Raw genomic sequence first — 24,629 nt, forward strand, 5'->3', positions numbered from 1 at the left:
TCAGAACTCTAACTCCGCGCTGAAGTAGAGCACGTGGCGATGGTCATAATTGTTATCGGCCCAGGTGGTGGGCTGGTTATCCAGGCGTTCTTGCAACATGCCGGCCAGCTCCACGTTGGCTTTGCCCAGGGCAATGCGCTTGGCCACCCGCAGGTCGACCCGTTCGAAGCGATATTGGTTGAGCGCGTCATCGCCATAGTAGAACAGCGCGCTGGACCAGCCATGGCCCCACTCACGCAACCAGCCGGCGGAGCCGCTATTGCGTGCGGTCTGCGCTTTGTCCCGCGGGTTGCTGGTGTCTGCATCGACGTAAGCATAGGTCAGCCGCAGTCGGTCGGCGTTGCTCACGCGCCAGTCGAACTGGGATTCGGCGCCGGTGAACCGTGCGCTGTTGGCGTTGCTGGCAATGTATTGGTTGTTGCGCAGCGGTGAGCTGATCATGTCGGTGATCTCGTCGTAGAACAACTTCACGTCCATGTTCAGCCCGATGTCGGCAAAGAAGCCGTTGTACCCCAGTTCCCGCGACTTCATCATCTCTTTATCGAGGTTGCCCGGGCCCCGGGTCTTTACGAAGTATTGCCCGGTGGTCTGCCCGTAGGCGGGGGAGCTGAGGTTGGTGACGCGATAACTCCAGTTGACGTTGTTCTCGAACATGTCCGGCGAGCGAATCGCTTCGGAATACACCGCGCGCAAGCCATGGCGCGGGTTGATCAGGTAGTTGACCGCCACTCGAGGCGTCAGCGAGTTGCCGCTCAGGTGAGTGTCTTCATACATGGCGCCGCCTTGCAGCAGCCAATGCTCGCTGGCGCGCCATTCCAACTGGCCGAACAGGCGCCAGGTGGTGTCGTCCAGGGTACCGTCGAAGTAGGTATCGGAGTCTGCCCGGTCGTAGCGGTAGTTCATGCCGCTGACCAGGCGCAGGCTGTCGGACAGGCTGAGGGTGTCCTGAATCTCCAGGTCGTATCGGCTTTCACGGGTGCTCTGGTCGATATCACCGCACACGCTTTGGCTGGCACCGTCGCGCCACTGCTGCAGCACCTGGTTGGCCAGGGCCTGCTCGGCGGCGCTACCTGGTGGCGCGCTGCCTTGACTGTAGGTGTCCATATGCCGTGCGAGCAGTTCGGCGTAGTTGGGGTTCAGCTGCCATAACTGGGTGAGCTCCGGGCTGAAGGACACCTTGGCATCACAGGCCTTCCAGATTTGCCGGCGGTCCCACTGTTGCGCCGAGCCCTGGATGTACAGGCTGTGGTCAGGGTTGAAGTCGAAGTTCCAGCGCAGGGAGCCGGCGTAGTCCTTGGCCGTGACGTCGGAATTGTTGCCACCTTCGGTAATCCCGGCAAATACCGGACTGTAGGTATAAGGACGCTGGTTAGTACCTTCCTTCGCATCCAGTTGCCAGTCGATGCTCTGTTGCGCGTTCAACGTCTGGCTGATCGCCAGGCTGAAGCGGTTGAGGCGGCGGCTGTCACGGCGGTCGGCGCCCGCTGCATCGCTGTCGAAGCCGTCGTCCTGCTGACCGGAGAGGGACAGGCGCAAGTCACCGGTTTCCCAGCCCACGCCCTGGCTGGCATAGAAGTCATTGATCCCGAGTTCGCCGCGCACCACCTTGACCCGCGTGCCGTGGCTGTTGGCCGGTGAGCGCGTAAGAATGTTGACCACCGCCATCAAGGCATTGGCGCCATAGCTGACGGTGTTGGGGCCGCGGAAGACTTCGATCCGCTCGATATCTTCCATGGCCACCGGAATGTCGCTCCAGTCGACGGTGGCCAGGCCCGCGCGGTATACCGAGCGGCCGTCGATCAACACCTGCATGCGCCGCGCATCGCTGGCACTGGTGCCGTGGTAGTTCACGGCCGCCTGGTTGCCGGTGGTGTAGCCGACCATCATCCCGGGTACCAGGCGCAGTAACTCACTGATGTCCCGCGCGCCGCTGGCCTTGATCAGCTCGCTGTCGATCACGGTCATGCTGCCGGGCACGGCGGCGGCCGATTGCTTGAGGCGCGTGGCGGTCAACACTTGGGGCAGCGGCTGGCTGTCGAGGAACAGGTCGTCGGCCAGCGCTGCGCTGCTGCACAACGGCATGCCCAATAGCATCAGCCACACAGATGAACGAGGAGGAGGGCCCAGATACACGGCACGGCCTTGATAATTGCGGATAGCCGCCCATGTTAACTGAGGTGGGGCCTTTTGCCAGTCGTAGGACTTGCAATTACTTCATGTAAACGTGGCATTTTCCGACAAACGCATGAATTCATTCGGGGGCTGGCCGCAAGCGGGTCGGCCCGTATAATGCCGCCATCGCCACTGGTATGGATTAACGGATTGCATATGACTGAACAGCGCCCTATCGCGGTCCTGGGAGGCGGAAGTTTTGGTACCGCCGTGGCAAACCTGCTGGCCGAGAACGGCCACGCTGTGCGCCAGTGGATGCGCGACCCCGAACAAGCCGAGGCCATTCGGGTGCACCGGGAAAATCCGCGTTACCTCAAAGGCATCAAGATTCATCCCGCGGTCGAACCCGTGACGGACCTGCTGGAAACCCTCACGGCCTGCGACCTGTGCTTCGTCGCGTTGCCCTCCAGTGCCTTGCGCTCGGTGCTGGCGCCCCACGCCGAACGTTTGGCGGGCAAGCTGCTGGTCAGCCTGACCAAGGGCATCGAGCCGCAGACCTTCAAGCTGATGAGTGAAATCCTTGAAGAGATCGCGCCCCTGGCGCGCATTGGCGTGCTGTCCGGGCCGAACCTGGCACGGGAAGTCGCCGAGCACGCGCTGACCGCCACGGTGGTCGCCAGTGAAGACGAAGCACTCTGTGAACGTGTCCAGGCCGTGCTGCATGGCCGCACCTTCCGGGTCTACGCCAGCAGCGACCGCTTTGGCGTAGAACTGGGCGGTGCGCTGAAGAACGTCTACGCGATCATTGCCGGCATGGCCGTGGCGCTGGGCATGGGCGAAAACACCAAAAGCATGTTGATCACCCGTGCCTTGGCCGAGATGACCCGCTTTGCGGTGAACCAGGGCGCCAACCCGATGACCTTCCTGGGGCTGGCGGGCGTGGGCGACTTGATCGTCACCTGCTCCTCGCCGAAGAGCCGCAACTACCAGGTCGGGTTCGCCCTGGGCCAGGGCCTGAGCCTGGAAGACGCGGTGACGCGCCTGGGCGAAGTGGCCGAAGGGGTCAACACCCTCAAGGTGCTCAAGGCCAAGGCTCAGGAGGTCGGCGTCTATATGCCGCTGGTCGCCGGGCTGCACGCGATTCTGTTTGAAGGGCGCACCTTGAACCAGGTCATCGAGTTGCTGATGCGCGCCGAACCCAAAACCGATGTCGACTTTATTTCCACCAGTGGTTTCAACTGAGGAACGCGTCATGAACGATCCCAAAGCAGCCCCCACGTACGAATCCATTGCCCTGCGCATCCTTTGGATGCTGGTGTTCGCGCTGGTCTGGCAGGTGGCGCAGTTCCTGCTTGGTGCGCTGGTGGTGGTGCAACTGATCTACCGCCTGGTCTACGGCGCACCGAACCTGGGCCTGATGAACGTGGGCGACAGTCTTAGCCAGTTCCTCGCGCAGATCGGCCGTTTCGGCAGCTTCCATACCGAACAGAAGCCCTGGCCGTTCGCCGACTGGCCAACCCCGCGAGCGCCTGAGGGCGAAGCCGCCCACAGCGTGCCGCCGGCGCCGCACCCGGTGCGCGATGAAGAGCCGAAGCTGTGAAGCTGTGGGTACTGCGCCACGGAGAGGCCGAAGGGCATGCGCGCACGGATGCCGAGCGCAACCTCACTGAGCATGGCCGCGCCGAAGTGTTGCGCAGTGCTGCGCACCTGATCGGCCAGCCGCTCAGCGCCATCATCGCCAGCCCCTATGTGCGAGCGCAGCAGACCGCGCACCTGGTGCGTGAGGTATTGGGCTTCGAACCGGATATTCGCACGGTGCCGTGGCTGACCCCCGAGGGTAACCCGCAGCAGGTGCTGGAGAAACTCGACAGCGATGACAACGTGCTGCTGGTCAGCCATCAACCGTTGGTGGGCAGCCTGATCAGCTTCCTGCAGCATGGCCATCAGCGTCAGCCGCAGCCGATGTACACCGCCAGCCTGGCGGAACTGGAAGGGGATTTCCCGCTGGCGGGGCTGATGAGCCTGGTCGGTGTGAAGAATCCGTAGGCGTTTTCGCTGCTTTGTGTGTGCTATATAGTCAACCGAGCAAGTGCTTGGTTGGCTATCGTCGGACCACAAAGGAGCGCGTCCCATGCCCGTCGCTTTTCGTTTGCCGTTGCAGGTCTTCTTCGAACGTGAAGCGCGACATCCGCGCCAAACCTTTCTGGTCCAACCCGTAGGCGGTGGCGAAGTGCACCGCCTCACATGGGGCGACGTCGGCCACCAGGCGCGTTGCGCCGCGCACTGGCTGCGCGCCCGGGAGTTGCCCCGGGGCTCTCATATTGCGCTGATCTCGAAGAACTGCGCCCACTGGATCATCGCCGACCTGGCGATCTGGATGGCCGGGCATGTCTCGGTGCCGCTGTACCCCAACCTCACTGCCGACTCCGTCGCCCATGTGCTCACCCATTCCGAGGCGGCACTGGTGTTTATCGGCAAACTCGACGACTGGAGCGCCATGGCGCCCGGAGTACCGGCGAGTGTGCCGACAGTCAGCTTGCCGTTGTGCCCGTCGGGCGCATTCGATTTCAGTTGGGCCGACCTGCAAGCCTGCTCACCGATCCAGGACGAGCCACAGCCCGCCGCTGCGGACCTGGCCACGATCATCTATACCTCCGGCACCACTGGCCTGCCCAAAGGCGTGATGCACAGCTTCGGCGCCCTGGGGTTTGCGGCGACCCGTGGCACCGAGTTGTTTGGGTTGGGGGAGGGCGACCGGCTGCTGTCGTACCTGCCGTTGTGTCATGTGGCAGAGCGGATGTTTGTGGAAATGGCGGCGATCTACACGGGACAAACGGTGTTTTTTGCCGAAAGCCTGGACACGTTTCTGGCCGATCTGCGCAGGGCACGTCCCACCGCGCTGTTTGGCGTGCCGCGTATCTGGACCAAATTCCAGATGGGCGTGTACGCCAAAATCCCGGCGAAGCGCCTGGACACGCTGCTGCGCCTGCCTTTCATCGGCAAGCGCGTGGGCCACAAGGTGCTCGCCGGCCTGGGCCTGGACGCATTGCGTATCGCCCTGTCCGGGGCGGCGCCCGTGCCTGAAGCGCTGCTGAGCTGGTATCAACGCCTGGGCTTGGACGTGCTTGAGGTGTATGGCATGACCGAGAGCTGCGGCTACTCCCATGTGTGCCGTCCCGGCCAGCAGACCCTCGGCTGGATCGGCCTGCCATGCCCCGGTGTGGAAGTCCGCATCGATCCCGTGGGCGAAGTCCAGGTGCGCAGTGGTGCGACCATGCTCGGCTACTACAAGGACCCGCAGAAAACCGCCGAGACGATCACCGCCGATGGTTTCCTGCGTACAGGGGACAAGGGCGAACAGGATGCCGATGGCCGCCTGCGTCTCACCGGGCGTCTCAAGGAAATCTTCAAGACCAGCAAAGGCAAATATGTGGCCCCGGCGCCGATTGAAAACCGCCTGGCCGAACATGTGTGTATCGAGCAGGTGTGCGTGGTGGGCGATGGCCTCACCGCACCGATAGGCCTGTGCGTGCTGTCGGCGGTGCACGAGGACCCACATGCGCTGCGCAGCAGCCTTGAACGCTGGTTGGAACAGGTCAACCAGGCGTTGGATAAACATGAACGCCTGCGCCAGTTGGTGGTGGTGAAAGACAACTGGGCGGTAGAGAACGGCTTCCTGACCCCGACCCTGAAGATCAAGCGCAACGTGATCGAATCGACTTACGGTGCACAATTCCAGGCCTGGAGCGAGCGTTCCGAATCTGTTCTGTGGCAGGATTAGGACCATCATAAAACCAAAAAGGACAACGGCATGAGCCTGTGGCGCACCCAACCGAATATCGATCAACTCAATGCGATCCAGAAAAACACCATCGGTGAACTGCTGGATATCCGCTTTGAAAGCTTCGACGATGACTCCCTGACCGCCAGCATGGTGGTCGACCACCGTACCCATCAGCCCTATGGTTTGCTGCATGGCGGTGCGTCGGTGGTCCTGGCGGAGAGCGTCGGCTCGATGGCGGCCTACTTGTGCATCGACGCCAGCAAGTTCTATTGCGTAGGGCTGGAGGTCAACGCCAACCACTTGCGCGGTGTGCGCAGCGGGCGCGTGACGGCGGTGGCCAAGGCGATTCATATCGGTCGCACCACGCAGGTCTGGGACATCCGCTTGACCAGCGACGATGGCAAGGCCAGTTGCGTCTCGCGCCTGACCATGGCCGTGGTGCCGCTGGGCGAGAACCCACCGGCGCGATAGGCGTGGCGTGAGTGTCATCATTCCTGGCAGTTACAGTCATTGCTGTGCCGGCCGGGCATGGTGACAATCAATCTCTGTTTTTTTAGATGGGTCCGGTATGTCGCAGCACGTGTTTTTTGCCCACGCCAATGGGTTTCCCTCGGCCACCTACGGCAAGCTATTTGCCGCGCTGGCCCCGGAATACGCGGTGGCTCACCTGCCGCAGCACGGTCACGACCCCCGTTTTCCGGTGGACGATAACTGGCAGAACCTGGTGGACGAACTGATCCATCACCTGGAGCAGCAACCGGAGCCGGTGTGGGGCGTGGGCCATTCACTCGGTGGCGTGCTGCACCTGCACGCAGCCATGCGTTGCCCGCAGTTGTATCGCGGGGTGGTCATGCTCGACTCTCCGGTGCTGACCCGCGCCGACCGCTGGGTGATCCGCGCAGCCAAGCGCTTCGGGTTCATCGACCGCCTGACCCCGGCCGGCCGCACCCTCGGCCGTCGCGAAGAATTCAGCGACCTGGACGCCGCGCGCAGCTACTTCGCTGGCAAGACCCTGTTCCGTGGTTTTGACCCGGAATGCTTCGACGCCTACCTGCAACACGGGCTGCATCAGGTGGGTGACCGCCTGCGGCTGCGTTTCGACCCGGCCACCGAGATCAGCATCTACCGGGGCGTGCCCCACACCAGCCCCGGCCAGGTGCGCCAGTTGAAGGTGCCGCTGGCGGTGGTGCGGGGCCGGCAGAGCCGGGTGGTGATGCGTCACCATGCCAGTGGTGTCGGGCGCCTGCCCATGGGGGAAATGCTCACCATGCCCGGCGGCCACATGTTCCCCCTCGAACGCCCACAGGACACCGCGACGTTGATCAAGAACCTGTTCTCCCGCTGGGAAGCCCGCGAGCGCAGTTGCGCATGAGCACACCCGTCGAAGAAGTGCGCCTGGGCCTGCCGCATATCGAACTGGCGGCCCATCTGTTCGGCCCTGAAGACGGTTTGCCGGTGATCGCCCTGCATGGCTGGCTTGACAACGCCAACAGCTTTGCGCGACTGGCGCCCAAGCTCCAGGGCTTGCGCATCGTTGCACTGGACATGGCCGGGCATGGGCATTCGGCGCATCGTCCTACGGGCGCCGGTTATGCGCTGTGGGATTACGTCTTCGATGTGCTGCAAGTGGCCGAGCAACTGGGCTGGAAACGTTTTGCATTACTTGGCCACTCCCTCGGCGCCATCGTGTCGCTGGTGTTGGCCGGTGCGTTGCCGGAGCGCGTGACGCACCTGGGATTGATCGACGGTGTGATCCCGCCGACTGCCAGCGGCGAGAATGCTGCCGAGCGCCTGGGCATGGCCTTGCAGGCGCAGCTGAACCTGCAGGACAAACGCAAGCCGGTCTACAACACCCTGGATCGAGCGGTCGAGGCGCGCATGAAAGGCGTGGTGGCGGTCAGCCGCGAAGCCGCAGAGCTGCTGGCCCAACGGGGCTTGATGCCGGTGCCTGGCGGTTACACCTGGCGTACCGACAGCCGCTTGACCCTGGCTTCGCCGATGCGTCTGACCGACGAGCAAGCCATGGCCTTCGTGCGGCGAGTGAGTTGCCCTACGCAACTGGTGGTCGCCGCTGAGGGCATGCTGGCGAAACATTCCGAATTGCTTTCTCAGCTACCTTTTACGGTCACTACGCTGCCGGGTGGCCATCATTTACACCTGAATGATGAGTCCGGCGCGGTCCTTGTTGCAGACTGTTTCAATCGGTTCTTCTCCGCGCCTTGACTTGGGGCGGTCAACTGCCGAGGCTGGGCGGATTGAAAGGGAGTCAACCATGAACCATCTCAACACCGCTGTGCGCACCGATGGCCAGGGCTTATTTATCCGATGAGCCTACGTAAAGGATGTCTCCGTGCCCTCGGGCTGTGCTGTTTCAGCCCCCTGGTGTTCGCCGCCGATGTGCCGGGAAGTCAGGATTTACCTGCAGTGTCCCGGCAGGTCGACTCACAGATCGTCGACTACCGGCCGGCCGAAGAGAAGGAACGCATCTACCCCATGGGCGCGATTCGCAAGATCAGCGGCCAACTGCGTTACGAAGGCCAGGCCACCGCCCGTGGGCAAGCCACGGCCATTACCTATGAACTGCCCGCCGAACACAGCTCCAGCGCGGCGTTTACCGCAACGCGCGAAGCGTTGCAGGCGCAGGGCGCGCAGTTGCTGTTCTGGTGCCAGGCCCGCGATTGTGGCGAAAGCAGCCTGTGGGCCAATGAAGTATTCGGCAACGCCAAGCTGGTCGGTGCCGACGGCCAACAGGAATACCTGCTGCTGCGCCTGGCAGCCCCGCAGGACAACTCCCTGGTGGCGCTGTACGGCATCACCCGCGGCAATCGCCGCGCCTACCTGCATGTGGAGCAACTGGATGCCAGTGCGCCGCTGGGCAACCTGTTGCCCACCTCGGCGACCCTGCTGCGTGAGTTGAAAAGCACCGGTGAGCTGGATTTTCCCGCGCTCGGCGGTGACCCTGACGACACCTGGCTGACCCTGATTTCCCGCGGGTTGAACCTTGACGCGACCTTGCGCGTAAGCTTGACCGGCCCGAACGCCGAAGCGTGGCGCCAGGCCTTGGTCGACAAAGGCGTACGCGCCGCGCGCATGGGAACCGGCACCGCTGAAACCAAAGGCCTGCACCTGCATCTGATACGCTGACCGTTACAGGGCGAACGGACCCGCGCCGTTCGCCTAAGCTCTCTTCCTACAGCCTTTTTTCAGAGATACCCCATGCTCAATAACGATCGCCTGCTGGTGCAAATCCTGCTGCTGGTGCTGTTCGGTGCCAGTTTCTGGGTGATGGCGCCGTTCTGGTCGGCGCTGTTCTGGGGCGCGGTGCTGGCGTTTGCCAGTTGGCCGCTGATGGTCCTGCTCACCCGCTGGCTGGGTGGGCGCGAATCCCTGGCAGCCGGCATCCTCACGTTGTGCTGGATGTTGCTGGTGGCGCTGCCGCTGGTGTGGCTGGGCTTTAACCTCGCGGACCATGTGCGCGATGCAACGGCCTTGATCAAGGATATCCAGGTCGATGGCCTGCCGGAGGCACCCACCTGGTTGGGTTCGATCCCCTTTGTTGGCGAACGGCTGGTGGCGATGTGGGACAGCATCGACCAGCAGGGCGCGGCCTTGATGGTCAGCATCAAGCCGTACTTGGGGCAGGTCGGCAATTGGTTGCTGGCGCGCAGTGCGCAGATCGGCGGTGGCATCCTGGAACTGACCCTGAGCCTGGTCTTCGTGTTCTTTTTCTATCGCGACGGGCCGCGCCTGGCGATGTTTGTCCATCGTCTGCTGGAGCGCTTGATCGGTGACCGTGCCGGCTACTACATCGAACTGGTGGCGGGGACGGTACAAAGGGTGGTCAATGGCGTGATCGGCACCGCCGCCGCCCAGGCCTTACTGGCGCTGATCGGCTTCCTGATCGCTGGCGTTCCGGGTGCATTGGTGCTGGGCATCGTCACCTTCCTGCTCAGCCTGATCCCCATGGGCCCGCCGCTGGTGTGGATCCCGGCCACGGCCTGGCTGGCCTGGAAGGGCGATTACACCTATGCGGTGTTCCTCGGTGTGTGGGGCACGTTCATCATCAGTGGCGTAGACAACGTGCTCAAACCTTACCTGATCAGCCGAGGCGGCAACCTGCCGCTGGTGATCGTGCTGCTCGGGGTGTTCGGCGGCTTGATTGCCTTTGGTTTTATCGGTTTGTTCATCGGCCCGACCTTGCTGGCGGTGGCCTACAGCCTGCTGATGGATTGGAGTGCGACCCAGGCCCAGGGGCGCCGCGAAGACAAGCCGCTGTAACTGTTATGTGAGGGCTAATGTGGGGGTTGGCACTCAGGTCCTTGGCAGCCACATCACCGCAGTCAAGCCACCGCCTGGTGTTTCCTCCAACTCCAGTCGACCGCCGAGGCGTTCGGCCGCTTCCTTGGAAATCGTCATGCCCAGGCCGACGCCGCCGGAGTTGCGATTGCGTGACCCCTCCAGCCGATAGAACGGCTCGAACACGGCCTCACGCTTGTCGGCGGCGATGCCGGGGCCGTGGTCGATCACGCGGATGATCAACGCTTCGCGGCTGTCCGTCAGCTCGATGCGCGCCGTGCCGGCATAGCGCAAGGCGTTGTCGATCAGGTTATTGAGGCACGAACGCAAGGCCATGGGCTGCACTTGCAGTGGCGCGCAGGTGCCGGAAGATTGCACATCGGAGCCTTGGTCCTGGGCGTTTTCGCTCATCGACTCGACCAACGCTTGCACGTCCAGCCAATGCCGGGTTTCGCCGGTGCGTTGTTCGTGCAGGTAGCTCAAGGTGGCGTCGAGCATGCCGATCATGTCGTCCAGGTCCTGCCGCATCTGGCCCTGCAGCTTGGTGTCTTCGATTTGTTCCAGGCGCAGCTTGAGGCGTGACAGCGGGGTGCGCAGGTCATGGGAAACCGCACCGAGCATGCGCGCACGCTGGCTGACCTGCTCGCGGATACGCCGTTGCATCAGGTTGAAGGTCGATGCCGCCTGCCGTGCCTCCTGTGGCCCCGACTCGTCCAGGGGCGGGCTGTCGAGGTCCAGGCTCAAGCGCTCAGCGGCTTCACTCAGGCGCTGGATCGGCCGGCTCAGCAACTTGGCGCCATACCAGGCCGCGATGATCAGCGAGATGAACTGGAACGTCAGCGGCACCACTGGGCCACCGAACCAGGGGCGGCGGTGCTCTTTATGCAGTGGCTTCATGGAGCCGTCCGGCTGCTCGACGAACACTTCCTGAGGCGGTGGTGGAGGGGGCGGGCCGTAATAGCGAAACCAGGAGATCGCCAGCACGTGGGCCAGGACAATGGCCACCAACAACACGCCAAACAGTCGACCGAACAGCGTGTTGAAGGCGTTGCGCATCAGCCGATATCCCGGGCGTCGAACAGGTAGCCTTCACCGCGTACGGTCTTGATCAGTTGCGGTGCCTTGGGGTCATCCCCGAGTTTTTGCCGCAGGCGCGAGACCAGCAAGTCGATGCTGCGATCAAAGGCTTCGATGGAGCGGCCACGTGCCGCATCCAGCAATTGCTCGCGGCTCAACACCCGGCGCGGGCGCTCGATAAACACCCATAGCAAGCGGAATTCCGCGTTGGACAGCGGCACCACCAGGCCATCGTCGGCCACCAGTTGGCGCAGCACGCTGTTGAGGCGCCAGTTGTCGAAGCGGATATTGGCGCGCTGTTCGGTGCGGTCATCGCGCACGCGGCGCAGGATGGTCTGGATACGCGCGACCAGTTCACGCGGTTCGAAGGGCTTGGACATGTAGTCGTCGGCGCCCAGTTCCAGGCCGATGATGCGGTCGGTGGGTTCGCAGCGGGCGGTGAGCATCAGGATCGGGATGTCCGATTCCGCACGCAACCAGCGGCACAGCGACAGGCCATCCTCGCCCGGCAGCATCAGGTCGAGCACCACCACGTCAAAGGTTTCAGCCTGCATGGCCTGGCGCATGGCGGTGCCGTCGGTGACGCCTGTGGCGAGAATGCCGAAGCGCGCGAGGTAGTCGATCAGCAGTTCGCGGATCGGCACATCGTCGTCGACGATCAGCGCGCGGGTGTTCCAACGCTTGTCATCGGCGATCACCGCGCCTTTTTGCTCGTCGTTCATGGAGACGGGAGGGGTATGCATAATGCGATCATCTGCCCTGTTGTTGCGGTCAGCATAGGCGCCCAGCCCCATGGCTGGAAGTGCTGCTCGGTGGGTCGTGCGGGCGAGGCTAGCCGTGGGGCGTGTTGGGGGCATGTCGTGAATGTATCAGCTTTGAAATAATTGCCCGAAAACGCCCGCCTAATGGCGCTTGGTCAGTATTTACCGATCATCGGATCCCGCAACGGCGCTGCTTGCGCTACAATCCGCGCCGATTTCGACTTGCCTGAGAGCCCATTCCAATGTCCGTCTGCCAGACTCCTATCATCGTCGCCCTGGATTACCCCACTCGTGACGCCGCACTGAAGCTGGCTGACCAGTTGGACCCGAAGCTTTGCCGGGTCAAGGTCGGCAAGGAGCTATTTACCAGCTGCGCCGCGGAAATCGTCGGCACCCTGCGCGACAAAGGTTTCGAGGTGTTCCTCGACCTGAAATTCCACGATATCCCGAATACCACTGCCATGGCGGTCAAGGCTGCTGCCGAAATGGGCGTGTGGATGGTCAATGTGCACTGCTCCGGTGGCCTGCGCATGATGTCGGCCTGCCGTGAAGTGCTGGAGCAGCGCAGCGGGCCTAAACCCCTGCTGATTGGTGTGACCGTGCTCACCAGCATGGAGCGCGAAGACCTGGCTGGTATCGGCCTGGATATCGAGCCTCAGGAGCAGGTGCTGCGCTTGGCAGCCCTGGCGCAGAAAGCCGGCCTTGATGGCCTGGTGTGCTCGGCGCTGGAAGCCCAGGCGCTGAAAACTGCGCACCCGTCGCTGCAACTGGTGACCCCGGGGATCCGCCCGGCGGGCAGCGCCCAAGATGACCAGCGCCGCATCCTGACTCCGCGTCAGGCACTGGACGCGGGTTCCGATTACCTGGTGATCGGCCGTCCGATCAGCCAGGCGGCCGATCCGGCCAAGGCGTTGGCGGCAGTGGTCGCCGAAATCGCCTGAAACCTGAGGCGAACACTGTAGAAAATGTGGGAGCGGGCTTGCTCGCGAAGGCGGCCTGACAGCCAACCACTGTCTAACTGTCACCCCGCGTCCCAACTGTGGGAGCGGACTTGCCCGCGAAGGCGCCCTGACAGCCAACCACTCTCTGCCTGACACCCCACGATTCAAAAATGTGGGAGCGGGCTTGCTCGCGAAAGCGCCCTGACAGCCAACCACTCTCTGCCTGTCACCCCGCGTCCCAACTGTGGGAGCGGGCTTGCCCGCGAAGGCGGCCTGACAGCCGACCTGGATGTTGGATCAGACCGGGTACATATCCGTTATTGAGGCAACGGCTGCTATGGGTTCCGCTCTTACAGCGGGTCACTTTGGAAAAGAGCCCCAAAGTAACCAAAAGGCTCTTGCCCCAACACTCGGCACCTCGCCTAGGCTCGGTGTGCCCGTAATCCGACAGTGATTTGGGGGGCCGCCGCCCCGCGCCCTCCATGGCGCGGGGCGGCTAAACCGGCATCCCTGCCGGTTTACCCCCCAAATCCCTGTCGAATTCCGGCCAGCGTGTTTGATGGGGCGCCTGAGATCAAAAGCAAGATCACGATCAACAGCGGCTCGCTTCGCATCGTGGTTAGCGCTGGTTGCGCAGTGTGTCAGCTGACTTTGAGCACCAGTTTGCCGAAGTTTTCCCCGTTGAACAGTTTCATCAACGTCTCCGGGAACGTCTCCAGCCCTTCAACGATGTCTTCTTTGCTCTTGAGCTTGCCCTGGGCCATCCAGCTGGCCATTTCCTGGCCGGCGGCGGCGAAGTTGGCAGCGTGATCCATCACCACGAAGCCTTCCATGCGCGCGCGATTGACCAACAGTGACAAGTAGTTGGCCGGGCCCTTCACGGCTTCCTTGTTGTTGTATTGGCTGATGGCGCCGCAGATCACCACGCGCGCCTTCAACGCCAGGCGGCTGAGCACCGCGTCGAGAATATCGCCGCCGACGTTATCGAAATACACGTCTACACCTTTCGGGCACTCGCGCTTGAGCGCAGCGGGCACGTCTTCGCTTTTGTAATCGATGGCCGCGTCGAAGCCCAGTTCATCCACCAGGAACTTGCACTTGTCTGCGCCGCCAGCAATACCCACTACACGGCAGCCCTTGATCTTGGCGATCTGCCCGGCAATGCTACCCACGGCACCGGCTGCGCCGGAGATCACCACCGTCTCGCCGGCCTTGGGCGCGCCGGTGTCCAGCAGTGCGAAGTAAGCGGTCATGCCGGTCATGCCCAGGGCAGACAGGTAACGGGGCAGGGGTGCCAGTTTCGGATCAACCTTGTAGAAACCCCGTGGCTCGCCCAGGAAGTAATCCTGCACGCCCAAGGCGCCGTTGACGTAGTCCCCGACCGCAAACTTCGGAGTGTTCGAGGCAATCACTTTGCCCACGCCGAGGGCACGCATCACTTCACCGATGCCGACCGGCGGAATATAGGATTTACCTTCATTCATCCAGCCACGCATGGCCGGGTCGAGGGACAGATATTCGTTGCGCACCAGCACCTGGCCGTCCTGGGGCGTGCCCACCGGCACTTCCTGATAGGTGAAGGTTTCCCGGGTGGCCGCGCCGACCGGGCGCTTGGCGAGCAGGAATTGGCGATTGGTCTGGGCGGTCATGGCAGCGACTCTTCTGGAAATGAACCTGAAGTGATAGACCTTGAGCGGGCTGTGAGCAAGGTTCACAGAAGGCGCGAATGCCGCCCGATAGGCGCTGCTGATAGTTGTGCCGTGGCTCTTATCACTGCGATTCATGCAGCCTCACACGGCCTTCTGATAGTGCTGACGCGCCCCATGCTGCGTTGGCTAGACTCGACCCACGGTTATTTTCCCCACAGGACATCCTCCATGAGCATGACGTTTTCCGGCCAGGTCGCCCTGGTAACCGGCGCCGCCGCCGGTATTGGCCGCGCCACCGCGTTGGCCTTCGCCGCCGAAGGTTTGAAAGTAGTGGTTGCCGACCTGGATGTCGCGGGCGGCGAAGGCACCGTCGCATTGATCCATCAGGCTGGCGGTGAGGCGCTGTTCGTTCGTTGCAACGTCACGCTCGAGGCGGATGTGCAGCAATTGATGGCCCAGACCATCGACGCTTATGGCCGCCTGGACTACGCCTTCAATAACGCCGGGATCGAGATCGAGAAGGGCAAGCTGGCGGACGGCAGCCTGGATGAGTTCGACGCGATCATGGGCGTCAACGTCAAAGGCGTGTGGTTGTGCATGAAGCACCAATTGCCGCTGCTGCTCGCGCAGGGCGGCGGGGCGATCGTCAACACTGCGTCGGTCGCGGGTTTGGGCGCGGCGCCGAAAATGAGCATTTATGCGGCGTCCAAGCATGCGGTGATCGGCCTGACCAAATCGGCGGCCATCGAGTATGCGAAGAAGAAAATCCGCGTCAACGCTGTCTGCCCGGCCGTGATCGATACCGATATGTTCCGGCGTGCCTACGAAGCCGACCCACGCAAGGCCGAATTTGCCGCCGCCATGCACCCGGTCGGGCGCATTGGCAAGGTCGAGGAAATTGCCAGTGCGGTGCTGTACCTGTGCAGCGATGGTGCGGCCTTTACCACGGGCCAAGCCTTGGCGGTAGATGGCGGTGCGACGGCTATCTAGGACCTCAGGTTGTCCTCCAATCGAAAAGGTTTGGGGGACTGTGGGGCGTTTCCACAGCTGGCAGTGTGCCCTGTCAGAATGTGTATCAGCAGGTAAATAACTCAATAAAATCAATACTTTAATAAAACTTGGCAAGCGGTCTTCGGGGGCTTCTGTGCTTAACTGTCCAGGGTTGAATAACAGACAGTTGAAGTGAGTGGCGCATGGATTTAGGGATCGATCGACAAGCCCTTGTACCGGTGGTTCAGCAGATCATCAGCGCAGTGGCGCAATGGATTCGCACGAGCGGGGCGAGCCCTGGCACACGCTTACCGTCCGTTCGACAGGTGGCCCTCGATAACCTGCTCAGCCAGTCCAGCGTGATTGAGGCATTCGAGCGAATGGTCGCTCAGGGCATGTTGGTTTCCAAACCGGGGGCAGGTTTCAGCGTGGCCCAGCCGCCGACGCCGCATGAAAGCCAGTGGTACGAAGGTGCCGAGCGAGACTGGGGAGCCTTCGCCGATAACCCATTGGGCGAGCTGAAACTGGGCTGCGGCTGGTTGCCGGATGCCTGGCGCGAAAGCGATGACATCAGCTACGCGATTCGCGAAGTCACCCGTACCGACACGGCGGGCCTGTTCAACTACAGCACCCCGTTGGGTCTGCCGGCGTTGCGCGAGCAATTGCTCAAGCGCCTGACCCAGACCCACATCGCCACCAACCTTGACCGTATCCTCACGACGGCCGGCGCCAGCCATGCCCAGGACCTGCTGATACGCACACTGCTCAAGGCCGGTGATTGCGTGGTGGTGGAAACACCAGGGTACGGCAACCTCTATCGGCAACTGGCGTTCCACGGTGTGCAACTGCTGGAAGTACCGCGTACGCGCGGTGGTCCGGACATCCCGGCGTTGGAAACGCTGCTGCGGCAGCATCGGCCCAAGTGCCTGTTCATCAACAGCCTGTACCACAACCCCACCGGCTCGAGTTTGTGCCGCGCGGTGGCCGAGCGTTTGCTGGAGCTGGCGCGTCGCGAAAACTTCCTGATCATCGAAGAAGATGTTTTCGGCGACTTGCAACATGCCAGTTGCACGCGGCTTTCGGCACTGCCCCATGATGACCGGGTGATTTACGTCGCGAGCTTTTCCAAGACCCTGAGCAGCGCCTTGCGCGTGGGGTATCTGAGCGCCAGCACGGCGATCATCGCGCAGTTGACCTGCCTCAAGACCTTGACCGGCTTTGGCACCTCGCGGTTTGCCGAGGCCGTGGTGGCCACGCTTCTGGCGAATGGCACCTACCGCAAATGGGTGCAGCGTCTGCGCAAGCGGCTGAGTACGCAAATGGCCGCCACGTTGCAGGTGCTCGAAGATGAGGAGTGGGAGGTGTTCGCCACGCCCGCTGGCGGGATGTTCCTGTGGGCGCGGCCGGGGGCTGGGGATCGGTCGCGGTTGCAGGCGTGCGCCCGGCGGCTCGGCGTTTTATTGTCGCCGGGGGCACTGTTCAGCCCGACCAGCGAGCCCAGTGAGTGGCTGCGCATCAATGTGGCCTATGCTGCTGATCAACGCGCCTTGGCGTTTTTCCGAGCCATGGGACCCGTCAGATCGACCTCGACCATTCTGAAAACGACGAGGGTGTAGCTTTTTGCCATTATTGTGGCGCCAACGACTTGTGTTCAGTGCCTTGTGGTTGCGAATCTCGCTTGTATAAACCGGGCTTGATGGCATCTGCCATTGCAAGAGGATTCAAGTGCAATGATTTCGGCCGTGCAACGACGCTTCGCCAACCTCGGTATGGCAAAAAAACTGGGCTTGGGCTTCACCCTGGTGCTGCTGTTGACGGCCTTGGTCGCGGCTATCGGCGTGTGGTCCCTGCAAACCGTTGGCCAGCGCTTCGAAGGGCTCAAGACCATGTCGTCGCTCAACAGTGGCCTGCTCAAGGTGCGCCTGATCGAGCAGGACTACGCGTTGCATGCCGACCCCAAGGCCGTTGACGCCCTGCATGAGAGTGTCGATGCCTTGGCCGCTCTCGCCGCCAGCCTCAAGGCCCAGTCGGCGGCCAACGTGCCGGTCATGACGGATGTCGAACAGGCCCTGGCCGCCTACCGCAAGGCATTCGATGAGTTCGTCGAATTGACCCAGACCAAGGACCTGGCGTTGGAAATGGCCAGTTGGTCTGTGTCCAGCGTGGCCAATAACCTCGACGTATTGCAGGCCGGGTTGGCGGACGACGGCGCCTATGGCCTCAAGGAAAGCCAGGGCAAGGAGGGGGCCGAGTTTATCGAGCAGGCCGGGCAGGTCAGCCAGGTGTCGCGCCTGATGCTGCAAGCCATGAACGAAGCGCGGGTACGCCTGGACCAGAGCCGCAAGGCGAGTGAGGAAGAAACCGAACAGGGCAAGATCGAGCAGGCCGACCAGGCCCTGGCCCAGGTGGAGCAACTGAAGACCTCGGTCAAGGACCCCGGCTACCAGACCGTGCTTAACGAAGTGGCTGGGCATATCGCCGCGTTCAGTGAAAAGCTCGGTGAGTACACCGGCCTGCTGGCCCAGGAGAAAGTGGTCTACAAGCAGTTGCATGATCGGGCAGACCAGGTGGTGAGCCGGGTCAACCAGGCTTATGACGCCGAAGACCAGTCGATGCAGGCGCAGTTGAAGAAAAGCGCAATGCTGATCATCGGCTCTTCGGCCCTGGCGCTGCTGGTGGGGTTGATCGCGGCCTGGGTGATTACCCGGCTGATCGTTGCGCCGCTGCGCAGTGTGATCGCCGTGGCCCAGCAGATTGCCGCCGGCGACTTGAGCGGGCGCATGGAGGTCAGCCGTCGCGATGAAATCGGCCAACTGATGCAGGCGATGCAACAGATGGGCAACGGGTTGAGCCAGATGGTCAGCGGCCTGCAAGCCGGTATCGAGCAACTGGCCAGCTCGGCGCATTCATTGTCCAGCGTCACCGAGCAGACCAATGTCGAAGTCAGCAGCCAGAAAGAAGAAACCGAACAGGTCGCCACGGCGATGAACCAGATGACCGCCACCGTGCACGACGTGGCGCGCAACGCCGAAGAGGCCGCGCAAGCCGCACAGACGGCGGATGACAGAGTCGACAGCGGCCAGCAAGTGGTGCGCCAGAGCCTGCAGCGCATTGAATTGCTCGCCACCTCCAGCACCAGTGCCAGCGCCAGCATCGAGAGCCTGAGCGCAGAAATCCAGCATATCGGCACCGTGTTGAGTGTGATCAAAAGCGTGGCCGAACAGACCAACCTGCTGGCCCTCAACGCTGCCATCGAAGCCGCACGCGCCGGAGAGCAGGGGCGCGGCTTTGCGGTGGTGGCCGATGAAGTGCGGGCCCTGGCCAAGCGCACCCAGCAATCCACCGAGGAAATCGAGCGCCTGGTCAGTACCTTGCGCAGCGCGGCCCAGTCATCGGTGCAGCAGATCCAGCAGAGCGGTGAGCTGGTGAAGCTGGCGGTCAGCGATGCGCTGGAAACCGAGAGCGCCTTGGGCAGCATCGCAGTGGCGGTATCGTTGATCCAGCAGATGAACCAGCAGATTGCCGCTGCGGCCGAGCAGCAAAGCTCGGTGGCCGAAGAGATCAACCGCAGTGTCACCAGTATCCGCGCCAGTGCCGATCAATCGGCGCTAAGCATGCAGGGCAACGCCGCGTCGAGTATTCAACTGGCGCAGTTGGGCGCGGAGCTCAAGGGCATGGTAGGGCACTTCCGCCTGTGATCGCGGCGTTGACGCAGCGACCACAGGGGAGGGCGGTCAGGCGTTGTTGGCGAGGAAGGTCAGCAGCGCTTCGTTGACGAAGTCCGGGTTTTCCCTTGCGCTGATATGGCCCGCTTGCGGGATCAGGATCACGCTGCAGCCAATCAGGCCGGCCATTTCCTCTGATTCGACGGGCGGGCGCGGTTTGTCTTGTTCGCCGCACATCACCAGCGTGGTGTCGGCGTCCAGGCGTGGCAATTGCTCCAGCACATCCTCGCGACTGAAGATCAACCGACCCAGGGGCACGATGCTGTGCAGCAGGCGCTCTTTGGAATAGCCCTGCAATTGCGAGCGAAAATCCTGGTACAGCGCTGATTCTCGGTCGATATCCGGGCGGAAGAAAATCGGTGCGACCACATCCAGCAAGGGCTCGGGGATGGCGCCGGCGTCTTCGATCATCTTGAACAGCGAGAAATAGTACTGGCGCGTGGCCTCGGGCTCGGCACCCAGGTAAGTGTCCATCAGTACCAGGCTGTTGATCCGCTGCGGTGCCAGCAACGCCAGGCGTGCGCCCCACATGCCACCCACGGAGAGCCCCACCAGGTTGATCTGGGGGATATCCAACTGGTCCAGCAAGGCCAGGGCCTGGCGCGCCAGGTCGTCGAGGGCGTGCGTTTGCGCGGGCAACGGACCGGATTCGCCATGGCCCCACAGTTCGGGAACGATGACGCGGTACTGTTGCGACAGGGCTTCGATCTGCGGCGCCCACATATCGGCGCCCCACAGGTAGCTTGAACCCAGCAGGACGACGGGGCCGCAGCCCTGGTCGACGTAGTGCAGCGGTTGTCCATCAATGACGGCGACAGGCATAGCAGGCCTCTGACTTCATGGAGTTAGGGGCACTTTTGTACGCTAGTCGGGGGCGGGGGGATAGATGCAAAGTGATGGCATGTAGCGAACTGGGGGCTACACCGCGCCGGGTACGGTGCTTTGCCTGTGGCGAGGGAGCGTGCTCCCTCCGGCGACCTGACAGCCAACCACTGTCTAACTGTCACCCCGCGATCCAACGGTGGGAGCTGGCCTGCTCGTGAAAGCGGCCTGGCAGCCGACCTGGAGGTTGGATCAGGCCGGGTACCTATCCATTTCTGCGGTAACGGCTGCGATGGGTTCCACTCTTACAGCGGGTCACTTTTGGAAAAGAGCCCGGAATTCCGACCAGCGCGTTTGATGGGGCGGCTCAGATCAGAAGCAAGATCAAAAGCTCGATCAAGGTCGGCTCGGTTCGCATCGCAGTTAGCGTTGGTCGCTAAAGTGTTGTGTAGGTACCTGTGTACAGGAGGGGCATCAGTCGTAGATGACCTTCTTCTTCCACTCGGCGTCGGCGTCGACCACCTTGAGGCCTTCGGTCAGCTCGTTGACCTCGTCTTCGGCCGGCTTGCTGTTGGTCAGCACTGTTGAGTTGGCGCGGGCCAGTTGGCTTTCCAACTGCTGCAGCTGTGCGCTGTAGATCACCGGCTCCGGCTGTTTGCGCAGATACTGCACGCCACGTTCGAAGGCCAGGCGCGCCTGGCCGGGTTGGCCTTGTTGCAGCGCGTGCTGGCCGAGGTTGTTGAAGAACTCGATATGCAGCAACACCAGGATATGGCGGATTTCCCTGATCCAGTGCTTGGCCTCATTGGCCGGCAGGAAGCCGTCCTGGGCAGCACGGGTGACCTGGCCATGCAGGGCTTCAAGCAAGAAACGCACGTCCTTGGCCTTGGCTTCGGTCTGGATCGGCGCGGGCGGGTTGTTCACCGGGATCGATTCGCCCTGGGCCACCAGCGTATTCAGCTCGGTGATGCGGGCCTTGATCGGCGCACTGCCTTTATTGAGGTTCAACAGGCGCTGGTTGACGTTGAGCTCCAGGCGGGTCAGCAACAGTTTGAGCGCCGGGGTCATCAACTGGCCGGGAAAGGTCTCGGTGATTTCACCGCAACGGCGCAGGCGATCGTTTAACTCGATCTCGGTGCGCTTCTTTTCCAGCTTGTTGTTTTCCACCACGTGGTTCATGTAGCCAATGGCGATCAGTATTGCGATCCCGGCTATTACCAGCAGGGTGATCATGAGTGGTGTCACCGGTGTGACCTCTTTATAGGGTTTACAGTGGAGTGTAGTGACTGGGCCTTCCGGCGGATAGGACTGATCGACCAGTTGCCCAGGCAGTGCGCTTCTATATAGGTAGGCGTTGCCTGGGTAGGTGCACATTGCCATCATTTGCCGGAACGAACTATAGCGTCTTGTCGGGCGCCAGAATATAGGCGTCAAAGCCCGGACGGGCACAATCCCCCCGCAAGCCCGTAAAGCAGGGCGAAGTCATTGATTTAAATAAATTTATCCTTGGGGGTTGACGACCTTTCAATCCATCCATAGAATGCGCGCCACTTACAGCGTAAAGCACACAGCGAAACGCGGTAGGGAGTGAATGTTGTACGTGTGTCCCCTTCGTCTAGTGGCCTAGGACACCGCCCTTTCACGGCGGTAACAGGGGTTCGAGTCCCCTAGGGGACGCCATTATGCGGGAATAGCTCAGTTGGTAGAGCACGACCTTGCCAAGGTCGGGGTCGCGAGTTCGAGTCTCGTTTCCCGCTCCAAATTTAAGCAGTGTGGCCCTCGGGCGACACTGAGTGAAACCAGGGCATAATCTTCGGATTTAATCCCTGGACACTGAAATACACACCATGTGTTTCAGTTGTGTGTCCCCTTCGTCTAGTGGCCTAGGACACCGCCCTTTCACGGCGGTAACAGGGGTTCGAGTCCCCTAGGGGACGCCATTTGCGGGAATAGCTCAGTTGGTAGAGCACGACCTTGCCAAGGTCGGGGTCGCGAGTTCGAGTCTCGTTTCCCGCTCCATATTCAACGAAAACGCCGATCAGCAATGATCGGCGTTTTTGTGTGTGCGTGATTTGTGGGGAAACGCCGCAGGCTCGCTGCGGCGCCGCTTAATGCGTTGCCAGGGCGTCCTGCCCGTGCATGAAAAACCGCGCAAACAACTCGGATTGAGACTTGATGCTCAGTTTGTTGTAGAGGTTGCGACGGTGGACTTTTATGGTCTCTGTCGACAGTTTCAATTTGCCGGCGATCTCTTTGTTGGAAAAACCACTTAATAGCAGCCTGAGCACATCTTTTTCACGCGCTGTGATGAGTGCGCCGAGTTGCGCGATCGCTTCTGACCATGGCGGCGGCTCGGCCTGGCTTTTTTCCGCGTCACTTTCAAAGCACATGCGTTGATGCATCAATGCCATCACCCAAGGCTTGATGATGTCCAGCATCGTGATCTGCTGCGGGCTGTACCGCACGTTGCTGCCCAATGAAATACACAGCGTCCTGTCGGCGTCGAGTTGTACGTTGTATTGCACCTCATCCACGCTGACGTACTGGGCGAAATACTGGTGGTAATACTCGGTGGTCAGGAAGTGCTCCGGCGCAATGTCGGACAGGTGAAAAAAACCACTCTGCGGGTTTTCCCGGTTGGCAATGTAGAACGGGTCGAGCAGGTACAGACCTTTTAAATAGCGCTGGATCAGGGCGTCCACTTCTTCCGCATCGGCGACTTCGGTCATGCTGATGACCCGTACCTGCTGATCACTGAAGATCAGCACGACCCAGTTGTCGATCTGGACATATTCCTTTAACACGCGGACCAGTGAGCCCCAGAAGGCTGGGCGGTTCAGCTGCATGATCAGCGTCCCGGCCGACCGGTGCCAGGCGAGGTTATGAAGGTCGAGCGACATTTACTACCTCTTTAGGGTTAGGTATTCCTGGCGTTGAGCTAAGTACTTCTAGGTATTTACTAATCGGACGTGCCGAGTATATTCACCCCCCAGTGGATGAAGGCCATGATGGCCTGTCGTTTTTGACAAGGATAGCTATATGAGTCAACCCCATTTGCGCGCCATTTTTATGTCCGCGTTAATCTGCCTGTGTGCCAGTGCGCCGGCTTCGGCGGCCGAGTCACGGGTCAACCTGTACAACTGGTTCGGCCTGATCGCGCCGGAAACGCCAAAGGAATTTCAGCAGAAGACCGGTACGCGGATGCATATCGATGCCTTCGACAGTGCCGAGATCATGCAGAGCAAGCTCATGGCCGGGCGCACTGGGTATGACGTCGTCGTTGCCACCTCGAATGTCTTGCCAAGCCTGATCCAGGCAGGCGTACTTGCGCCGCTGGACCGCTCTCAACTGAGTAATTTCTCACACATCGATCCGGAGATGCTGGCGCTGCTTGAAGCCAATGACCCGGGTAACCGTTACGCCGTCCCCTACTTGTGGGGCACCACCGGCATTGGTTATGACGTGGATAAGGTCAAGGCCGCCCTGGGTGACGATGCCCCGGTGGACAGCTGGGACTTGATCTTCAAGGAAGAGAACATCAGCAAGCTCAAGTCGTGTGGCGTGGCGATGCTCGACTCCCCAAGTGAAATCATTTCGATTGCCTTGAATTACCTCGGGCTGCCGAGCAACAGCCAGAACCCTGAGGATTACCAGAAAGCCCAGGCGCTGCTGCTGAAGATCCGCCCTTACGTGCTCTACTTCGATTCATCCCGAACGGACGCCGACTTTGCCGATGGCAATATCTGTGTGGTGGTGGGCTGGGCGAACGGGGCGCTGATGGCGCAAACCATCAATGAGAAAAATAACACCGGCCGCAAAATCGCCTACAGCTTGCCTCGCGAAGGTGGGCTGGTGTGGTCGGAAAACTTTGTGCTGCTCAAGGATGCGCCGCATGCCCGCCAAGGTCTGGCGTTTATCAACTACATGCTGGACCCGCAAGTGATTGCCAAGAGCTCCAACCACACGCTGTACCCCAACGCCAACAAGGATGCCACCGCGTTGGTCGAGCAGAAGCTGCGCGACAACCCCTGGATTTATCCGTCCAAAGAGACGATTGCCACCTTGGTTCCCCTTGAACCGCTGCCCTTGAAGTTGGAGCGAATCCGTACGCGGGTGTGGACCAAGGTGAAGAGTGGGACCTGATCGCACGAATCCATAGGCCTGTCGGGCGCTTGGCTCTGCAGCAGTCGCAGATGTTCCAGTGAAGGAGGTCAATCATGGGCCAAGGCTATTATCAGCGTGACGTTAATTCGAACGATGACAAGGCGTACAAGGAAATCGAAGAACAGATCGGCCACTGTACGCCTGAGCAAGCCTGGGCCATGTATTACGTCTCGACGGGCATGGTGCGTGAGTACATTACACGGGCGGTGATGGAGCATATCGGCCGCGGCAACCGCGCGCTGTTGCTGGAGTTTCCGGAACTTGCCCGGGCCGAAGAGAGATCCCGCTTCCTGCTACCGCTCTAACCG

The 24,629-nt window shown here is 61.5% G+C and carries 22 protein-coding genes, 4 tRNA genes and 1 pseudogene; 20 read left to right on the plus strand and 7 right to left on the minus strand.

The window, feature by feature from the left end:
- Nucleotides 1–2,133: a TonB-dependent receptor plug domain-containing protein gene (locus ATH90_RS09525; protein WP_316249714.1), complete on the minus strand. Its 2,133-nt coding sequence runs from the start codon at nucleotides 2,131–2,133 to the stop codon at nucleotides 1–3.
- Between the two features lie 195 nt (nucleotides 2,134–2,328).
- On the opposite strand from ATH90_RS09525, the gene ATH90_RS09530 reads away from it, so the two are divergent.
- The 9 genes from ATH90_RS09530 to ATH90_RS09570 all read left to right on the plus strand — a co-directional run bounded on the left by ATH90_RS09530 (nucleotide 2,329) and on the right by ATH90_RS09570 (nucleotide 10,174).
- Nucleotides 2,329–3,354 carry an NAD(P)H-dependent glycerol-3-phosphate dehydrogenase gene (locus ATH90_RS09530; protein ID WP_034102966.1) on the plus strand — a complete coding sequence of 342 codons (1,026 nt, stop codon included), beginning with the start codon at nucleotides 2,329–2,331 and terminating at the stop codon, nucleotides 3,352–3,354.
- A gap of 10 nt (nucleotides 3,355–3,364) precedes the next feature.
- Entirely contained in the window at nucleotides 3,365–3,712 is a 348-nt protein-coding gene (locus ATH90_RS09535) for a DUF4389 domain-containing protein (RefSeq protein WP_034102968.1), read from the plus strand.
- Nucleotides 3,709–4,158 carry a phosphohistidine phosphatase SixA gene (gene sixA / locus ATH90_RS09540; protein ID WP_098466143.1) on the plus strand — a complete coding sequence of 150 codons (450 nt, stop codon included), beginning with the start codon at nucleotides 3,709–3,711 and terminating at the stop codon, nucleotides 4,156–4,158. Before ATH90_RS09535 ends, sixA begins: the two co-directional genes overlap by 4 nt.
- Nucleotides 4,159–4,243: 85 nt before the next feature.
- Nucleotides 4,244–5,893, plus strand: a complete 1,650-nt coding sequence (locus ATH90_RS09545; protein ID WP_098466144.1) for an AMP-binding protein — start codon at nucleotides 4,244–4,246, stop codon at nucleotides 5,891–5,893.
- 30 nt (nucleotides 5,894–5,923) lie between these two features.
- Entirely contained in the window at nucleotides 5,924–6,367 is a 444-nt protein-coding gene (locus ATH90_RS09550; RefSeq protein ID WP_034102975.1) for a hotdog fold thioesterase, read from the plus strand.
- A 97-nt stretch (nucleotides 6,368–6,464) separates the two neighbouring features.
- On the plus strand, nucleotides 6,465–7,268 hold the full coding sequence (locus ATH90_RS09555) for an alpha/beta fold hydrolase (RefSeq protein ID WP_034102977.1): 804 nt from the start codon (nucleotides 6,465–6,467) through the stop codon (nucleotides 7,266–7,268).
- Nucleotides 7,265–8,119: an alpha/beta hydrolase gene (locus ATH90_RS09560; protein WP_034102979.1), complete on the plus strand. Its 855-nt coding sequence runs from the start codon at nucleotides 7,265–7,267 to the stop codon at nucleotides 8,117–8,119. The genes ATH90_RS09555 and ATH90_RS09560 overlap by 4 nt, the downstream gene beginning before the upstream one ends.
- Before the next feature lie 102 nt (nucleotides 8,120–8,221).
- Nucleotides 8,222–9,040 (plus strand): DUF4892 domain-containing protein, encoded by an 819-nt coding sequence (locus ATH90_RS09565; RefSeq protein ID WP_098466145.1) that lies wholly within the window; start codon nucleotides 8,222–8,224, stop codon nucleotides 9,038–9,040.
- A gap of 72 nt (nucleotides 9,041–9,112) precedes the next feature.
- On the plus strand, nucleotides 9,113–10,174 hold the full coding sequence (locus ATH90_RS09570; protein ID WP_034102983.1) for an AI-2E family transporter: 1,062 nt from the start codon (nucleotides 9,113–9,115) through the stop codon (nucleotides 10,172–10,174).
- 33 nt (nucleotides 10,175–10,207) lie between these two features.
- Here the strand turns inward: ATH90_RS09570 and ATH90_RS09575 are convergent, their stop codons facing one another.
- Complete coding sequence (locus ATH90_RS09575; protein WP_098466146.1) at nucleotides 10,208–11,248, minus strand: sensor histidine kinase; 1,041 nt, start codon at nucleotides 11,246–11,248, stop codon at nucleotides 10,208–10,210.
- Nucleotides 11,248–12,012: a response regulator gene (locus tag ATH90_RS09580; protein WP_034102988.1), complete on the minus strand. Its 765-nt coding sequence runs from the start codon at nucleotides 12,010–12,012 to the stop codon at nucleotides 11,248–11,250. Before ATH90_RS09580 ends, ATH90_RS09575 begins: the two co-directional genes overlap by 1 nt.
- Before the next feature lie 260 nt (nucleotides 12,013–12,272).
- Between ATH90_RS09580 and pyrF the strand changes: the two genes are divergently transcribed.
- The gene (gene pyrF, locus ATH90_RS09585) at nucleotides 12,273–12,971 is read left to right on the plus strand and encodes an orotidine-5'-phosphate decarboxylase (protein ID WP_010211681.1); all 699 of its coding nucleotides are present in this window, start codon (nucleotides 12,273–12,275) and stop codon (nucleotides 12,969–12,971) included.
- A 641-nt stretch (nucleotides 12,972–13,612) separates the two neighbouring features.
- Here pyrF and ATH90_RS09590 read toward each other — a convergent pair.
- Nucleotides 13,613–14,620, minus strand: coding sequence for an NADP-dependent oxidoreductase (locus ATH90_RS09590; RefSeq protein ID WP_098466147.1), 1,008 nt, complete (start codon nucleotides 14,618–14,620; stop codon nucleotides 13,613–13,615).
- A 228-nt stretch (nucleotides 14,621–14,848) separates the two neighbouring features.
- On the opposite strand from ATH90_RS09590, the gene ATH90_RS09595 reads away from it, so the two are divergent.
- From ATH90_RS09595 to ATH90_RS29895, 4 genes and pseudogenes are all read left to right on the plus strand, one after another.
- Nucleotides 14,849–15,610, plus strand: a complete 762-nt coding sequence (locus ATH90_RS09595) for an SDR family oxidoreductase (protein WP_034106546.1) — start codon at nucleotides 14,849–14,851, stop codon at nucleotides 15,608–15,610.
- 203 nt (nucleotides 15,611–15,813) lie between these two features.
- Nucleotides 15,814–17,226 carry an aminotransferase-like domain-containing protein gene (locus ATH90_RS09600; protein WP_098466148.1) on the plus strand — a complete coding sequence of 471 codons (1,413 nt, stop codon included), beginning with the start codon at nucleotides 15,814–15,816 and terminating at the stop codon, nucleotides 17,224–17,226.
- 1,023 nt (nucleotides 17,227–18,249) lie between these two features.
- Nucleotides 18,250–18,450, plus strand: a pseudogene (locus ATH90_RS29890) (HAMP domain-containing protein); the annotation flags it as partial.
- A 15-nt stretch (nucleotides 18,451–18,465) separates the two neighbouring features.
- Complete coding sequence (locus ATH90_RS29895) at nucleotides 18,466–19,308, plus strand: methyl-accepting chemotaxis protein (protein ID WP_420884286.1); 843 nt, start codon at nucleotides 18,466–18,468, stop codon at nucleotides 19,306–19,308.
- Between the two features lie 36 nt (nucleotides 19,309–19,344).
- Here the strand turns inward: ATH90_RS29895 and ATH90_RS09610 are convergent, their stop codons facing one another.
- Both ATH90_RS09610 and ATH90_RS09615 read right to left on the minus strand, forming a co-directional pair.
- Entirely contained in the window at nucleotides 19,345–20,157 is an 813-nt protein-coding gene (locus ATH90_RS09610; protein WP_034106540.1) for an alpha/beta fold hydrolase, read from the minus strand.
- A 474-nt stretch (nucleotides 20,158–20,631) separates the two neighbouring features.
- Nucleotides 20,632–21,402: a hypothetical protein gene (locus ATH90_RS09615; RefSeq protein WP_098466150.1), complete on the minus strand. Its 771-nt coding sequence runs from the start codon at nucleotides 21,400–21,402 to the stop codon at nucleotides 20,632–20,634.
- A gap of 359 nt (nucleotides 21,403–21,761) precedes the next feature.
- Here ATH90_RS09615 and ATH90_RS09620 point away from each other — a divergent pair.
- The 4 genes from ATH90_RS09620 (at nucleotide 21,762) to ATH90_RS09635 (ending at nucleotide 22,176) form a co-directional block, all read left to right on the plus strand.
- Nucleotides 21,762–21,837 (plus strand) — tRNA-Glu (locus tag ATH90_RS09620).
- 4 nt (nucleotides 21,838–21,841) lie between these two features.
- A tRNA-Gly gene (locus ATH90_RS09625) sits at nucleotides 21,842–21,917 on the plus strand.
- Between the two features lie 104 nt (nucleotides 21,918–22,021).
- A tRNA-Glu gene (locus ATH90_RS09630) sits at nucleotides 22,022–22,097 on the plus strand.
- Nucleotides 22,098–22,100: 3 nt separating this feature from the next.
- Nucleotides 22,101–22,176: transfer RNA gene (locus ATH90_RS09635), tRNA-Gly, on the plus strand.
- Between the two features lie 89 nt (nucleotides 22,177–22,265).
- Here ATH90_RS09635 and ATH90_RS09640 read toward each other — a convergent pair.
- A complete protein-coding gene (locus tag ATH90_RS09640) occupies nucleotides 22,266–23,057 on the minus strand; it encodes a helix-turn-helix transcriptional regulator (protein WP_098466151.1) in 792 nt (263 codons plus the stop codon).
- Between the two features lie 139 nt (nucleotides 23,058–23,196).
- Between ATH90_RS09640 and ATH90_RS09645 the strand changes: the two genes are divergently transcribed.
- Together ATH90_RS09645 and ATH90_RS09650 are read left to right on the plus strand one after the other, a co-directional pair.
- The gene (locus ATH90_RS09645) at nucleotides 23,197–24,300 is read left to right on the plus strand and encodes a polyamine ABC transporter substrate-binding protein (protein ID WP_098466152.1); all 1,104 of its coding nucleotides are present in this window, start codon (nucleotides 23,197–23,199) and stop codon (nucleotides 24,298–24,300) included.
- A gap of 74 nt (nucleotides 24,301–24,374) precedes the next feature.
- Complete coding sequence (locus tag ATH90_RS09650) at nucleotides 24,375–24,626, plus strand: hypothetical protein (protein ID WP_034106532.1); 252 nt, start codon at nucleotides 24,375–24,377, stop codon at nucleotides 24,624–24,626.
- Nucleotides 24,627–24,629 lie beyond the last annotated feature (3 nt).

The sequence above is a fragment of the Pseudomonas lurida genome, from assembly GCF_002563895.1.
GTDB classification, from domain to species: Bacteria; Pseudomonadota; Gammaproteobacteria; order Pseudomonadales; family Pseudomonadaceae; genus Aquipseudomonas; species Aquipseudomonas lurida.

Coding starts and splice junctions, on each gene's coding strand:
- ATH90_RS09530 (WP_034102966.1), top strand. CDS start 2,329: ATGACTGAACAGCGCCCTATCGCGGTCCTGGGAGGCGGAAGTTTTGGT.
- ATH90_RS09535 (WP_034102968.1), top strand. CDS start 3,365: ATGAACGATCCCAAAGCAGCCCCCACGTACGAATCCATTGCCCTGCGC.
- ATH90_RS09545 (WP_098466144.1), top strand. CDS start 4,244: ATGCCCGTCGCTTTTCGTTTGCCGTTGCAGGTCTTCTTCGAACGTGAA.
- ATH90_RS09550 (WP_034102975.1), top strand. CDS start 5,924: ATGAGCCTGTGGCGCACCCAACCGAATATCGATCAACTCAATGCGATC.
- ATH90_RS09555 (WP_034102977.1), top strand. CDS start 6,465: ATGTCGCAGCACGTGTTTTTTGCCCACGCCAATGGGTTTCCCTCGGCC.
- ATH90_RS09560 (WP_034102979.1), top strand. CDS start 7,265: ATGAGCACACCCGTCGAAGAAGTGCGCCTGGGCCTGCCGCATATCGAA.
- ATH90_RS09565 (WP_098466145.1), top strand. CDS start 8,222: ATGAGCCTACGTAAAGGATGTCTCCGTGCCCTCGGGCTGTGCTGTTTC.
- ATH90_RS09570 (WP_034102983.1), top strand. CDS start 9,113: ATGCTCAATAACGATCGCCTGCTGGTGCAAATCCTGCTGCTGGTGCTG.
- ATH90_RS09575 (WP_098466146.1), bottom strand. CDS start 11,248: ATGCGCAACGCCTTCAACACGCTGTTCGGTCGACTGTTTGGCGTGTTG.
- ATH90_RS09580 (WP_034102988.1), bottom strand. CDS start 12,012: ATGCATACCCCTCCCGTCTCCATGAACGACGAGCAAAAAGGCGCGGTG.
- pyrF (WP_010211681.1), top strand. CDS start 12,273: ATGTCCGTCTGCCAGACTCCTATCATCGTCGCCCTGGATTACCCCACT.
- ATH90_RS09590 (WP_098466147.1), bottom strand. CDS start 14,620: ATGACCGCCCAGACCAATCGCCAATTCCTGCTCGCCAAGCGCCCGGTC.
- ATH90_RS09595 (WP_034106546.1), top strand. CDS start 14,849: ATGAGCATGACGTTTTCCGGCCAGGTCGCCCTGGTAACCGGCGCCGCC.
- ATH90_RS09600 (WP_098466148.1), top strand. CDS start 15,814: ATGGATTTAGGGATCGATCGACAAGCCCTTGTACCGGTGGTTCAGCAG.
- ATH90_RS29895 (WP_420884286.1), top strand. CDS start 18,466: ATGGTCAGCGGCCTGCAAGCCGGTATCGAGCAACTGGCCAGCTCGGCG.
- ATH90_RS09610 (WP_034106540.1), bottom strand. CDS start 20,157: ATGCCTGTCGCCGTCATTGATGGACAACCGCTGCACTACGTCGACCAG.
- ATH90_RS09640 (WP_098466151.1), bottom strand. CDS start 23,057: ATGTCGCTCGACCTTCATAACCTCGCCTGGCACCGGTCGGCCGGGACG.
- ATH90_RS09645 (WP_098466152.1), top strand. CDS start 23,197: ATGAGTCAACCCCATTTGCGCGCCATTTTTATGTCCGCGTTAATCTGC.
- ATH90_RS09650 (WP_034106532.1), top strand. CDS start 24,375: ATGGGCCAAGGCTATTATCAGCGTGACGTTAATTCGAACGATGACAAG.